Raw genomic sequence first — 12,297 nt, forward strand, 5'->3', positions numbered from 1 at the left:
TGGCCAAGCTGGGGATCCCGCACTACTACCAAACGGTGGTGGGGGACAACGAAGCCCGCATCCACCATGCTTTGGAGGTGGCCTGCAACCGCTCCAGCCTGCTTTTAATTACAGGAGGGCTGGGGCCAACCCCGGATGATCTGACCCACGCGGCGCTAGCCTCCTTTTTTGGAGTGGAGATGGTGGAGCACCCCCAGCTCTGGGAGGAGATTTTGCGAAAGTACGGGCAGCGGGGCCTTGTGCCCTCGCCCAGTAACCGCAAGCAGGCCTTTTTGCCTCAGGGGGCAACCATCCTGCCCAACCCCCTGGGTAGCGCCTGCGGCCTCATTTGGCAGCCCCGCCCCAACCTGCACATCCTTACTTTTCCCGGCGTGCCGCAGGAGATGCAGCGCATGTGGCAGGAGACGGCTGTGCCCTATTTGCGCTCCCTGGGCTGGGGCAAGGAAGTGTTTTACAGCCGCGTGTTGCGCTACTGGGGCATTCCTGAATCGACCTTGGCCGAACGGGTGGGATCCCTGCTGGCGGGGGAAAATCCCACCGTGGCTCCCTACGCCAGCCAGGGGGAGGTGCGCCTGCGGGTTACCGGACGTGCCCCCACGCGTGAGGCGGCGGAAGCATTGATTGCCCCGGTGGTGGAGCAGATTTTACAGATTTCCGGGGAAGACTACTTCGGCAGCGACGAGGCCACCTTGGCCAGCGTGGTGGGGGAGTTGCTGCTGCAGCGGCGGCAAACCCTGGCGGTGGCGGAATCCTGCACCGGTGGCCTGCTGGGGCAGTTGGTAACCGGGATCCCGGGCAGCTCCCGCTATTTTGTTGGGGGGATCGTTGCCTACGACAACCGCATCAAGGAGCAGCTCTTGCGGGTGGATCCCGCGGCGCTGCAGCAGCAGGGGGCCGTGAGCGAGCCGGTGGCGGCCCAGATGGCGCTGGGGGCCAAGCAAGTCCTCGGCTCCGACTGGGCCTTGAGCATCACCGGCATTGCCGGGCCAGACGGGGGTACCCCCACCAAGCCGGTTGGCCTTGTGTATCTGGGCTTGGCCGACCCGGAGGGGAACGTGGAAGTCCACGAGTACCGCTTCGGCAGCTTGCGGGGCCGCGAGGGGGTGCGCTGGTGGAGCGCCCAGACGGCGCTGGATTGCCTGCGGCGGCGCTTGCTCCGCTACCCCCTTTCGGGGGATCCACCTCAGCAAGGCCAGATCCTTGAGTAAGCTGGGGGAGCAGAGAGATCTCGGAGCGGGCTGATGACCCCCGCGGAGGCGGGCAAAGAGGCGCTGCGGCAGGGCCGCTTTCAAGAGGCCATCCAACTGCTGGAGGCCTACTTGGCTCAATCTCGCCAGCAGGGCGGAGCAGCAGCGATCCCGACAGGCTCCTCCGACAGCCAGACCCTGGAGGCCCAGATGAACCTGGTGCGGGCCTACCATCTGGCGGGCGAGGCGGAGAAGGCGCGGGCGCTTTGTCTAGAACTGCTGCAGCATCCGGATCCCCAGGCGCGGGGCTGGGCCCAAAAAATCCTGCCCCGCCTGCCCCAAACGGTGGAAAAACCCGCTGCTTCCCCGCCCTCCCCAGAACCGGCTTCTGAGGCTCAGCCGCTCTCCAGCCGCCAACGGGCCGCTCAACTGGGCCTGAGGATCCCCCTGCCGGAGCGGGCCGGTTCTCTACGCTGGGCCAAGTGGGGATCCCTGGGGGTGGGCATCCTCTTCCTCTGGGGGTTGAGTTTTGTGCTGGTGGGCAGCCACCTGGATTTTGGGCGGCTGAGTTTTCCGCGGCAGCTTTGGTTTTTGCAAGGGTTGCTGCCCTGGCTGCGCAATGGCCTGCGCTGGTTGGTAGCCGGAAGCCTGGCGGTCAACTTTGGCGTCGGCCTTCTCTTTTTTGCCCCCTGGCTGATGGATCACCTACACCGGCGGCTGCACAAGCTGCGCTGGGCCACCTTGGGGGAAATTGAGCGCCACAGTCCCGAGGCGGCCCGCCTGCTGCAGCGCCTCTGCACCCAAAAACAACTGAAACAACCCCGCCTGGGGGTGATCCCGGAAGGGGGGCCGCTGGCTTTTGTTTACGGCACTTTTCCTGATGGCGGCCGCATCGTGGTCACCCAGGCCCTGTTGCAGCAGCTTGCCCCGGACGAGATTGCCGCTGTCTATGCCCAGGCTCTGGGGCGGATCGTCAACGGCGATATCCTGATCCTGACTCTGCTGGGATCCCCCCTTCAACTGGTTTACTTGGCTCTGGAGCAGGTGAGCCAACTGGGGAACAAACGGCGGGATCTCATCGGCCATGTGGCCCCCCTGCTCTACCTAATCTACACAGTGCTTTCCTACCCGCTGTTTTTCCTCTCTCGCCTGGGCACCTCCCACGCCGATCACTTCGCGGTGGAGGCCACGGGCAACCCCAACGGGCTGGTGGCCGCTCTGCTCAAGTCGGCTGCCGGCCTGCAGGAGGCCCACAAAAACGACCGCCGCCCATCTTCGCTGCTGCACTGCACCCGACTGTTCAGCTTCTTGGACTTCAAAACCACCGCCGCTGCCAGTGCCGCCGTCCGCCTGCGGGATCCCGCCCAAGCTGGCCAAGTCTTTCTCTGGGATCAGCTCAACCCCTGGGCCCGCTGGATGCAGGTCAACTCCAGCCATCCGTTGCCGGGGCACCGCTTCCAGGTTTTGGCGGAGTATGCGCAACGGCTGCGCCTGCTGCCGGAGTTGCGCCTGGGATCTGGATCCAAGTTGGATGGGGTCCGTCTGCAAAGCCGCTTCTGGCTGGATCTGGCCATCTACGCTGCCGAAGTGGTCGGGATCCTCGTCGGTTGGCTGGTGGGGCTGATCCTCTACCTGCTGCTGCAAGATCGCCTCGATCCCAAAGTCATTGCTGCGGTAGCGGTGGTGGGCTGTGGCCTAGGCCTGGGATCCAAGGCGGTGTTGATGTACCGCGGATCCCTGTCGCCCCAGACAACTGATGTACTCCACTTGCTGGCTGACCCCGAGGCGGATCCCTGCCGCAGTCAGCCAGTGGAGCTGGAAGGGGAGCTACTGGGCTTGGGACAAGCCGGCTATCAACTGGGGGCAGAGCTAAAGCTACAGGATGCCACCGGGCTGATCCCGCTGCGCTTTACCTCTCCCCTGGGGCCGGTGGGCAATGTCTTTTCCGGCCTAAAGCAGCTCCGTGCCCTCATGGGCCGGCGGGTCAAGGTGGTGGGCTGGTTCCGCCGCGGCAACACCGCCTGGGTGGATCTGGCCTATGTCCAGGCGGGATCCAAGCAGCTCCACAGCCGCCCCCGCCTGTGGCTGGCTTTGTTGGGCTTGGGAGTTGTCCTGCTGGGGATTTGGGGGGTCTTTTACTTTCCCAACCTGCGCTTCTACCTGCGACGGTGGTAGGGCCGACCGCTAGCGACGAGAAGCCGTCAACTGTGCCTTGCGCAAGCGCACCGACTTCGGCGTGATCTCCACCAGCTCGTCCTCACCAATGTATTCCAACGCTCGCTCCAGGTTCATCTCCACCGGCGCCTGCAAATGCACCAGCTCTTCCCCGCTGGCAGCCCGGTGGTTGGTCAGTTGCTTGGTTTTGCAGACGTTCAACTCCAAGTCCTGTGGACGGTTGTGCTCGCCCACGATCATGCCCTTGTAGACGCGGGTACCTGGCGTAATGAAGAACACCCCCCGATCTTCTGCATTTTTCAGGGCATAGGTGGTGGCTACCCCCTCTTCAAAGGCAATCAGCACGCCGTTGCGGCGGGTCTCAATCCCCGGCGTCAGGGGACGGTACTCCAAAAAGCTGTGGCTCATGATCCCCTCGCCGCGGGTGATGCGGACGAACTCGCTGCGGAAGCCAATCAGCCCTCGGGCCGGGATGACGAATTCCAACTGAGCCCGTCCGTCCGCGCCTACTATCATGTTCTGCATCTCCCCCCGCCGCTGCCCCAGCCGTTCAATGCAGGCGCCCACCGTCGATTCCGGCACATCCAGCACCAAACACTCATAGGGCTCGTAGGGCTGGCCGTTAACCTCGCGGAAGATCACCTTCGGCTGCCCCACCTGAAACTCGTAGCCCTCCCGCCGCATGGTCTCCAGCAAAATGCCCAGGTGCAGCTCGCCCCGCCCCGACACCAAAAAGCGATCGGGGGAATCTGTCTCTTCTACCCGCAGCGCTACGTTGGTTTCTAGCTCTCGCAGCAGGCGCTCCCGCAATTGCCGCGAAGTAACAAAGGTGCCCTCTTGGCCGGCAAAGGGAGAGTCGTTGACGCAGATCATCACCTGCAGCGTTGGCTCGTCCACCTTAATGAGCGGCAGGGCCTGCGGGTTTTCGGGAGAAGTGAGGGTGTGGCCGATGTTGGCCTCGGCAAACCCCGCCACGGCGACGATGTGGCCGGCAGTAGCCTCGGTGAGCTCGATGCGCTGCAGGCCCTGGAAGCCAAAGAGCTTGGTTACCTTGCCCTTGGCAATCGACCCATCTTCTTTGACCACCGCCAACTGATCCCCAAGGCGAATGGTGCCGTTGTGGATCTTGCCGATCACGATCCGGCCCAGGTATTCCGAGTACTCCAGCGTGGTGACCTGCAGTTGCAGCGGCTTGGCCGGATCCCCAATCGGCGGCGGGACATACTTGAGGATGGCTTCAAAGAGGGGCTTCATGTCCAGCGGGCCGCTGTACCTCCCTTCCAAAAAGGCTTTTAGGTCAGCTTCTTCCAGGGCAAAGCCCTGCAGACCCGAGGCAAATAGGTAAGGGAAATCACACTGGTCTTCGTCGGCTCCCAGCTCCAGAAAGAGATCCAGAACCTTGTCGACAACTTTGTAGGGCTCGGCGCGGGGACGGTCGATTTTGTTGACCACCACGAGCGGACGCAGGCCCTTTTCCAGCGCCTTGCGCAGCACAAAGCGGGTTTGCGGCATCGGGCCTTCGTTGGCGTCCACAACCAACAGACAGCCCTCCACCATGCCCAGCACCCGCTCTACCTCCCCGCCAAAGTCGGCGTGGCCGGGGGTATCGACGATGTTAATCAGGGTTTCGCCGTAGCGGACGGCTGTGTTTTTGGCCAGGATGGTGATGCCCCGCTCCCGCTCCAGCGTGTTGCAGTCCAGCACGCAGGCGGGAATGTCCTCTCCCTCCCGAAAGGTGCCCGCCTGGCGCAACAGGGCGTCCACAAGGGTGGTTTTGCCGTGGTCAACGTGGGCGATGATGGCGACGTTGCGGATGGGGAGTGACATAAAAAATCATCAACTCATAAAGTAGCGCCCTACAGGCGAGCTTGCCCTAGGGCTGCTTCTATAACTGTAGCGCAAAGAAGCGTTACATTAAGAGATAGGGAAGCAACAGAGCGAACTCCCCCACCAACGCCGACCGATCCTCCTCAGGGGATCCTGTCAACTGCGCCGGCAACCGGTCTAGGTCACCTACATATCCGCGCCGCGCAGGTAGAGCAGCAGGATAACCGCCGGCCCTGCCAGGACGATCAAGGCCAACAGCGCCAACTGCACGAACACTTCGTACTCTCCAAACATACCCCCAACTCCGAGAGCTTACGTTTTGGATCCTAAGGGCAGCCCTTCCCCTGAGATGAGAGAGCTGTTACAATTCTTTAATACCTGACACTGCCCAGGGATCCCTAGCGTTCCTGCTGCGCCTGAAACGGCAGGGGATCGAGGTTAAACAGCTCCTGCAGGATTTGCATAGCCCTGCGCCGCGCCTCGATGTCCCGTTTGGCCCGCAGTTGCACCATGGGGTCGTGCAGGATCTTGTTGACGATGCCGCGGGTGAGGGCGTCGATTACCTCCAGGTGCTTTTCGGCAAAGTCTTTGCCTAGGCGGGAGAGGGCTTTCTCCATTTCCTGCTCCCGGATAGACTCCACCTTGTGGCGCAGGCTGGAAATGGTGGGCACCGTCTCTAGGGAACGCCACCACTCCATAAACTGCTCTACCTCTTCTTCTATCAACGCTTCGGCATCCAGGGCCAGCTTTTGCCGCTGGGCGCGGTTTTCTTCCACGATGCGGGAGAGGTGATCCACGTTGAACACCTGTACCCCTCTTAGCTTTTCCACCTCGGGATCAATGTTGCGGGGCACCGAGATATCCACCAACAGCAGCGGCTGATTCGGCTGCAGCACCCTCGCCAGTTGCTCGTAGGTGAGGATCGGCTGGGTGGCGCCGGTGCTGGTGAAGACCAGGTTGGACTCGGCCACACTGCTCAACAGCGCCTCCCAGGGCAACACCTGGATCGGCTGCTCAAACTGTTTGGCCAGAGCTTCCGCCCGCTCCAAGGAGCGGTTGACCACCGTAATATCCACCGCCCCTTTGGCCAGGAGGTGCTGCACCAACAGGCGGGCCATTCTCCCCGCCCCCACCACGGTCACCTTGCCCTGGGAAAGGGATCCCTGCTCCTGCAACGCCAACTCCACCGCTGCCGAGCTGATGGACATGGCGCCGGTGCCGATCCCCGTCTCGGTGCGGACGCGCTTGCCGGCGGTGATGGCCGCCTTGAAGAGGCGGTTGAGGATGCGATCCATGCCGTTGCAGGCTTGACCCAGTTGCTGCGCTTTTTTCACTTGCGACAGGATCTGCCCCTCTCCCAACACCAAGCTCTCCAGCCCGGCGGCCACCCGCATCAGGTGCGTCACTGCATCCTGGTAGAGCAGCGTAAACAGGTGCGGGCGCAGTTGGGGCAGCGGGATCCCTTTTGCCTCCGCCAAAAACTGCATCGTCTGCCGGACACCACTTTCCATTTCTGGGGTGACGATGTAAACCTCCAGCCGGTTACAGGTGCTGAGGATCGCCGCTTCCTCAATGTGGGGGTGGGCACGGAGCTGCTGGATCCTCTCTCCCACTTCGGCCTCGGAAATGCTGAGGCGCTCCCGGATCTCCACAGGAGCTGTGCGATGGCTAAGACCGACAACCGCGATAAACATGCCTCTCCGTCGTTTGTGCAGCAACAGTTATTAAAAGCAAAATCTCTGAACAAAAGCAAATCCTCCCTTTTCGGGAAGGCTAAGCTGAGACCGGTGTCAAGGCAGTTCCTTGCCTCGGTTCCAGCAAGCTTAGGTAACTTTTCTCAGCCTACCTAAACCCTAAGACCAGTATCGAACCGGTTTCGCAGGATTTTGCTGAAGAGTTATTACGTTTTCTCGGGTTGCAACTTGATAGATTTTTTAACGTTCGACCAACGAGAAGGGCGACCTTCGCCAAGGGAAAGTCGCCCTCATCTCCCAGGCAGGGGATCCTTTAGCGCAGTTGCAGGCTACGGGGCTGTTGGCCGTCTTTCATGTGGATGGTATCCACGAAGCGCACTGTGCGGGACTGGCTGGAGATCACCAAGGTCTCGGTGCGGGCCCCACCGCCGAAGAAGCGCACCCCGCGCATCAGGTCGCCATCGGTAATCCCGGTGGCGGCAAAGAGCACTTCCTTGCCGCTGGCCAGCTCTTCGCATTCCCACACCTTGTCGGGATCCTCAATGCCCTGTTCTTTCAGTTGCCGTCGTGTCTCTTCCACCGGTGGCAGGTAGGTGCCCGCCTGCACCACCTCGGGGTCGTAGATTAGACGCCCCTGGAAGTGGGCGCCCAAGCAGCGCAGCGCCGCTGCTGAGATCACCCCTTCAGGAGCCGCCCCGATTCCCATGAGAGCATGAATGCCGGTGCCGTTGAAGCCTGCCGAGAGGGCCGCCGAGATGTCGCCGTCGGTAATCAGCTTCACCCGCGCCCCTGCCTCCCGGATTTGGCGGATGAGATCGACGTGGCGCTTGCGATCCATCACCACTACCGTTAGATCTGAGACCTCCCGATCCAGGCTTTCGGCGATGATCTGCAGGTTTTTCTCAGGGGGATAGTCGAGATGTACCTTGCCCTTAGCCTGAGGAGGAGCCGCCAGCTTCTGCATGTAGATGTCCGGCGCGTGCAGCAGGCCGCCTTTCTCGGAGATGGCCAGCACCGCCATGGAGCCATTTTGGCCTTTGGCCACCAGGTTGGTCCCCTCGCAGGGATCCACGGCAATATCAATTTCCACCAGCTCTTCCACGCGGCAGAACTGCTCGGCGTCCGGACGGGTACAGATGCCCACCTCTTCCCCGATGTAGAGCATAGGGGCCTCATCGCGGGTTCCCTCCCCAATGACGATGCGGCCACGCATGGGGATCTGGTTCAGTTTCTCCCGCATGGCCTCGACGGCCACCTGATCGGCAGTCTTGTTGTCGCCTTTGCCCATCCAGCGGGCCGCGGCGATGGCAGCCTGCTCCACCACTTCGATGATCTCTAGCCCCAACTTGTTGTCCACGGCGTGCCCCCTTGGTACTGATGAAGGCCAACTTAAGGATATCTTCAGACTCTTCCCCTCAGTTTACCAGGCGGGCTTCTTCTCGGGATCCCCTTCCCTAAGCTTTCATAAGCTGAGAAAACAAATCGCCCAAAGTCAAGCAGAAAGAGCGATCCCCGTCTTGCTCGTTGGCTATTGTCGGCTGGGGATCAAGGGTGATAGCCTGTCTTAAAGCCAATAAGTTTTTCTTAAGGCGATTAAAAAAACGCAATGAAAAGATACGTTTTCGTCAACCGTTCTCAGCAGGTTCAGGTCATCCGAACAATTCCCGGCCACTGGGAGCGCACCCTCTTCCCCGGCCAGTATGCCATTTTCGAGGCAGAGCCGGACGACTACCTGGAGGTTTATAGCTGCTGCTGTTCTACCACCCTTTTGGAAGAGCGCCACCCCTGCCACTCGCTCTTGGATTCTTCGCTGCCGGAGGCCGAATCCCACTCCTGGCTGCCTCCCCACCTGGGCAGCTTGGCGGATGCGGTGAACGGCTAGATCAGCTTGGGGATCCCAGATCCTGAGGACGATCCCGGATTCTGGGCAGCTTGGCAGAAGGAGCATCGGGGGGACGGGTCAGGCAACTGCCCCGTGCGGCGTCGCGGAAGGTGTCGATGCCTTCTATGCAATTTTGAAAGCCGCAATAGGGGCAATAGAGGCGATCCCCTGGCTGGGGCTCCACGTCCGCTTGGCTCCACCACCGCCGGCAGTGGTCACAACAGAAGTGGTAGAGGAACTCTAGCGCCACCCTCATGGCAAGCGACTCCCTGACCTGGCGGAGCCCAGCGACGAGAAAGAAAGGGGATCCCAGGGCTCCAGTCTGGCCGACTGGTAAGCCAAAGTCATTATGAGTATGGTATGTTAGGCTTGGTTTACATTTGTACTTTACCGTAAGGAGCGTCGACTGATGTCTCAGGAAGGATGTCTGCGGGTGGGGCAGCCCGCTCCCGATTTTTCGGCCACTGCCGTCTACGACATGGAATTCAAGACGGTCAGGCTCTCCGACTACAGGGGCAAGAAGTATGTGGTGCTGTTCTTCTACCCCCTGGACTTCACCTTCGTCTGCCCGACGGAGATCACAGCTTTCAGCGATCGCTACGACGAGTTTGCCAAGTTGGATACGGAGATCCTCGGCGTCTCGGTGGATAGCGAATACTCTCACCTGGCCTGGATTCAAACCGACCGCAAAGCCGGCGGGGTGGGCGAGCTGAGGTATCCGCTGGTCTCCGACCTCAAGAAAGAGATCAGCGCCGCCTACAATGTTCTGGATCCGGCGGCAGGTGTGGCTTTGCGCGGCCTGTTCATCATCGACAAAGAAGGGATCATCCAGCATGCCACCATCAACAACTTGGCCTTTGGCCGCAGCGTGGATGAAACCTTGCGCACCCTGCAGGCTATCCAGTACGTGCAAGCTCACCCCGATGAAGTTTGCCCGGCCAACTGGCAGCCCGGCCAGAGAACGATGAACCCCGACCCGGTGAAATCCAAGGAGTTCTTCGCGGCAATTGCCAAGTAGGCTTGCCCAGGGCCTGTCAGGGTGCAGGTACAGCTCCAGCAAAGCTGGAGCTTTTTTGGCCAAAGGCAGCCCGACCAAAGATCCGACTCTTCCCCACATGACCTTCCGCCTCCTCTCTTCCTCGGAGAGAGGGGCGGGGGGTGAGGGCTAACAGCGCTGAACCCTTTCAAACCGGTTGCCGGTGGAAAAGATCCCCTGAACTAGCCAGGGGATCCAACAAGGCAGAAAGACAAAGGTCGCCGGAATTAGTCCCAGGGCTTCCCGTTGGTGAATTTGTAGGTAACTGGCTCTTTGTTCTTGCCGATGTTGTGATCCACCTTGCCGATAGGCTGGCGGCCCTCATTCACCTTCTCGGGAAAGACACCATCTTTGGGATGCACCAGTTCTGGCTGTCCACCCGCCGGGATGCGGAAGATCTGGTAGTCCTTGATCTTGAACTCGGAGATCAACTGGGCGCCGAGAGCCAAGCACTGCTCTTTGCGGGCGAAGGTGAGATAGTTTTTGCCCTCCACCATCTCGGCAGCGCCGCCGGTGGGCATTTCAAACACTTGCCCCGGCTTGCCTGTCCAGGTGATCACGTATTTTTCCTCGGTTTCGGCTGCGCTCAACAGCCCTCCGGTGGATCCCCCGAATAGGGGCAACTTTGCCCCCTGACGGGGATCGCCTTCCATCACAGCCATAGCCTACCTTCTCGCTCGTTGTCGTTTGCGTTGTTAGGCCGCGCTTGGAGTTGCGGCGCGGAGCACTTTGAATCTACCATCGACCCGATTTTTGACCCCAGGCTAGGTCAGGAACTGTAATTTTTCGTAGCAGATCCAGCGCGGCCAGATCTCGGTCCATCCTGTGAGCCACCATAGAAGCAGTCCAGAGACCCCCCTATCTTCGGAACAGGAACGACGCCCATGGCCCAGTGGTCCCTCCATCCCAGTTCCCAGGCCAACGCCAGGGTGGTTCTCATTCCCACTGCCTTTGGCCCAGATACGCAGGCGCCAATGGCCATCCTCAACGCCGGTGCTGAGCTGTGTGCTTTTGAGCCGCGGTTGGGGATCAATGTGGACGAGATAGCAGTGGCGCAGTTGCCGGGGCTGGTGGATGAGCCGCCCTACGGCATGTGTGAGGCGGCGGTTATTCAGGCTTGGCGACGGCAACAGTGGCCGGTGCTGCTGCCCTCGGTGTTGGCTGCCAGTTGGGGGGCCATTCGTGCCCTTTGGAAGCACTACCTCGCCCTAAGTGTGGTGCATTGCAGTGCCCATGCCAACCTGATGCCGCCCGCGGAGATGACCCAGCCGGATCAAGATGTGGGCTACGGCAACGCCGCCTGGGTGGAGTTGCTCTACCAGCATAGGCTGCCGGTGGTGCATGTGGGGCTGCGCAGCGGCAGTGCCCGCGCCTACGCCTGGCTCAAAAAACACTCCAGCCCGATCTTCTGGGCCCAGGATGGCTGGGATCCGCAGCAGGTGGTGGAGGCTTTGCCGGAGCAGCCGGTGTTTTTGGTGGTGGACTGCAGTGTGCTGGATCCTTCTTTGGTACCGGCGGTGCACCACCCGGAACCGGGGGGGCTGAGTTGGTTTCAACTGTTGCAGACCTGTGAGGCTATCTTCGCCGCCCGCCCTGTGATCGGCCTTTCTTTGGGGGGAGTGGCGGTGGGATCCGCAACGCGGCCAACTGCCCGCGTGGTGGCCCGACTGCTGAATTGGCTGCTGGCCTGCTACGGCCTCTACTCCCTAAAGCTGCCCCCCAACCCCAATCTGCCCGGACGGCTTGAAGAAGGTCAGCAGAACCTTGGGGTTCCGCCTCAAAGAACTGTGTAGAGGCAGTTTGACAACGTCTTTATGAGCTTGTGGACTGCGTAAGAATCCCCCAACTTGAGCTGGGGAAGTGTCAACTACTGGGGTATAGCCTCCCCCCATCTAGAGGAGGGATCCCAGGAAGGCTAGTCACAGCACTGCAGCCGGGATTGCGGCTGTCGCATGGCCGGATCCAGCTCGCAGATCAGCTCGAAGTTGATCACTCGCCAGCGCTGCGGTGATCCACCGGCTCCTTCAGGCAGCTGGGAGCTGAAACTAACCGGCAGGCCGTAGAGGCGGGGTGGGCCGGGGCGCCGGTGGGATCCCTGCTCCAGATAGGGGGTAAGCAAGGGGCGGTAGCGCTCAGCCACAATCACCTGTGTGGCCCGCATCCCCTGCATGCGCAGACGATCCAGCTCTTCGTGAATCTCGAAGCGGATCCCATCGGCATGGGTGTGCTGGCGGTACCAGCGGCCTTCCCAGAGGCGCCAACGCCGTCCTGATTGCAGGTGAACCAGCTCTTCTTGCTCGGGATCTGCCTCAAAGGCGCCGTGGCGATGGCAGAGGTAGGTGTCGGTCAGGGTAAGGGCCGCAATCGTCTGCCGACAGTGGGGGCATTGAATGCTGGGGCCAAAGATGGGATAGGAAAAAGCAACAGTCATAGGAAACCCCACAGAATGCGGCTGGGTGTCTGGGCAAATCCGCGGCTGTCCACATTATAGATGTG

At 61.1% G+C, this 12,297-nt stretch carries 12 protein-coding genes; 5 read left to right on the forward strand and 7 right to left on the reverse strand.

Translation table 11 applies throughout. From position 1 onward, the window contains the following. Positions 1 to 1,208 (forward strand): competence/damage-inducible protein A (locus tag NW863_RS01060; RefSeq protein ID WP_414363918.1); only part of this gene is annotated, 1,208 nt, incomplete at its 5' end. Between the two features lie 33 nt (positions 1,209 to 1,241). Next, the gene (locus NW863_RS01065; protein WP_414363919.1) at positions 1,242 to 3,362 is read left to right on the forward strand and encodes a M48 family metalloprotease; all 2,121 of its coding nucleotides are present in this window, start codon (positions 1,242 to 1,244) and stop codon (positions 3,360 to 3,362) included. A gap of 9 nt (positions 3,363 to 3,371) precedes the next feature. Here NW863_RS01065 and typA read toward each other — a convergent pair whose 3' ends face one another. The 4 genes from typA to glpX form a co-directional block, all read right to left on the reverse strand. Next, on the reverse strand, positions 3,372 to 5,189 hold the full coding sequence (gene typA / locus NW863_RS01070; protein ID WP_414363920.1) for a translational GTPase TypA: 1,818 nt from the start codon (positions 5,187 to 5,189) through the stop codon (positions 3,372 to 3,374). A gap of 186 nt (positions 5,190 to 5,375) precedes the next feature. Then, positions 5,376 to 5,483 carry a photosystem II reaction center protein Ycf12/Psb30 gene (gene psb30 / locus NW863_RS01075; RefSeq protein ID WP_414363921.1) on the reverse strand — a complete coding sequence of 36 codons (108 nt, stop codon included), beginning with the start codon at positions 5,481 to 5,483 and terminating at the stop codon, positions 5,376 to 5,378. 104 nt (positions 5,484 to 5,587) lie between these two features. Then, positions 5,588 to 6,883 carry a glutamyl-tRNA reductase gene (locus tag NW863_RS01080; protein WP_414363922.1) on the reverse strand — a complete coding sequence of 432 codons (1,296 nt, stop codon included), beginning with the start codon at positions 6,881 to 6,883 and terminating at the stop codon, positions 5,588 to 5,590. Between the two features lie 313 nt (positions 6,884 to 7,196). After that, a complete protein-coding gene (glpX, locus tag NW863_RS01085) occupies positions 7,197 to 8,240 on the reverse strand; it encodes a class II fructose-bisphosphatase (protein ID WP_011429446.1) in 1,044 nt (347 codons plus the stop codon). A gap of 249 nt (positions 8,241 to 8,489) precedes the next feature. Between glpX and NW863_RS01090 the strand changes: the two genes are divergently transcribed. After that, positions 8,490 to 8,765: a DUF1830 domain-containing protein gene (locus tag NW863_RS01090; RefSeq protein WP_414363923.1), complete on the forward strand. Its 276-nt coding sequence runs from the start codon at positions 8,490 to 8,492 to the stop codon at positions 8,763 to 8,765. 1 nt (position 8,766) lies between these two features. On the opposite strand, the gene NW863_RS01095 is transcribed toward NW863_RS01090, so the two are convergent. Then, positions 8,767 to 9,021 carry a hypothetical protein gene (locus NW863_RS01095; RefSeq protein ID WP_414363925.1) on the reverse strand — a complete coding sequence of 85 codons (255 nt, stop codon included), beginning with the start codon at positions 9,019 to 9,021 and terminating at the stop codon, positions 8,767 to 8,769. 153 nt (positions 9,022 to 9,174) lie between these two features. Here NW863_RS01095 and NW863_RS01100 point away from each other — a divergent pair, with 153 nt between their 5' ends. Next, on the forward strand, positions 9,175 to 9,783 hold the full coding sequence (locus NW863_RS01100; protein WP_414363926.1) for a peroxiredoxin: 609 nt from the start codon (positions 9,175 to 9,177) through the stop codon (positions 9,781 to 9,783). Positions 9,784 to 10,028: 245 nt separating this feature from the next. Here NW863_RS01100 and NW863_RS01105 read toward each other — a convergent pair whose 3' ends face one another. Further along, positions 10,029 to 10,463 (reverse strand): photosystem I reaction center subunit II PsaD, encoded by a 435-nt coding sequence (locus NW863_RS01105; protein WP_414363927.1) that lies wholly within the window; start codon positions 10,461 to 10,463, stop codon positions 10,029 to 10,031. Positions 10,464 to 10,685: 222 nt separating this feature from the next. Here NW863_RS01105 and NW863_RS01110 point away from each other — a divergent pair, with 222 nt between their 5' ends. Continuing rightward, entirely contained in the window at positions 10,686 to 11,594 is a 909-nt protein-coding gene (locus NW863_RS01110; protein ID WP_414363928.1) for an arginase family protein, read from the forward strand. Between the two features lie 122 nt (positions 11,595 to 11,716). Here NW863_RS01110 and NW863_RS01115 read toward each other — a convergent pair whose 3' ends face one another. After that, positions 11,717 to 12,232 carry a TIGR02652 family protein gene (locus tag NW863_RS01115; protein WP_414363929.1) on the reverse strand — a complete coding sequence of 172 codons (516 nt, stop codon included), beginning with the start codon at positions 12,230 to 12,232 and terminating at the stop codon, positions 11,717 to 11,719. Positions 12,233 to 12,297: the final 65 nt, after the last annotated feature.

Origin of the sequence: Synechococcus sp. B60.1 (assembly GCF_047462555.1) — a bacterium.
Classification (GTDB): Bacteria; Cyanobacteriota; Cyanobacteriia; order Thermostichales; family Thermostichaceae; genus Thermostichus.

Coding starts and splice junctions, on each gene's coding strand:
- NW863_RS01065 (WP_414363919.1), top strand. CDS start 1,242: ATGACCCCCGCGGAGGCGGGCAAAGAGGCGCTGCGGCAGGGCCGCTTT.
- typA (WP_414363920.1), bottom strand. CDS start 5,189: ATGTCACTCCCCATCCGCAACGTCGCCATCATCGCCCACGTTGACCAC.
- psb30 (WP_414363921.1), bottom strand. CDS start 5,483: ATGTTTGGAGAGTACGAAGTGTTCGTGCAGTTGGCGCTGTTGGCCTTG.
- NW863_RS01080 (WP_414363922.1), bottom strand. CDS start 6,883: ATGTTTATCGCGGTTGTCGGTCTTAGCCATCGCACAGCTCCTGTGGAG.
- NW863_RS01090 (WP_414363923.1), top strand. CDS start 8,490: ATGAAAAGATACGTTTTCGTCAACCGTTCTCAGCAGGTTCAGGTCATC.
- NW863_RS01095 (WP_414363925.1), bottom strand. CDS start 9,021: ATGAGGGTGGCGCTAGAGTTCCTCTACCACTTCTGTTGTGACCACTGC.
- NW863_RS01100 (WP_414363926.1), top strand. CDS start 9,175: ATGTCTCAGGAAGGATGTCTGCGGGTGGGGCAGCCCGCTCCCGATTTT.
- NW863_RS01105 (WP_414363927.1), bottom strand. CDS start 10,463: ATGGCTGTGATGGAAGGCGATCCCCGTCAGGGGGCAAAGTTGCCCCTA.
- NW863_RS01110 (WP_414363928.1), top strand. CDS start 10,686: ATGGCCCAGTGGTCCCTCCATCCCAGTTCCCAGGCCAACGCCAGGGTG.
- NW863_RS01115 (WP_414363929.1), bottom strand. CDS start 12,232: ATGACTGTTGCTTTTTCCTATCCCATCTTTGGCCCCAGCATTCAATGC.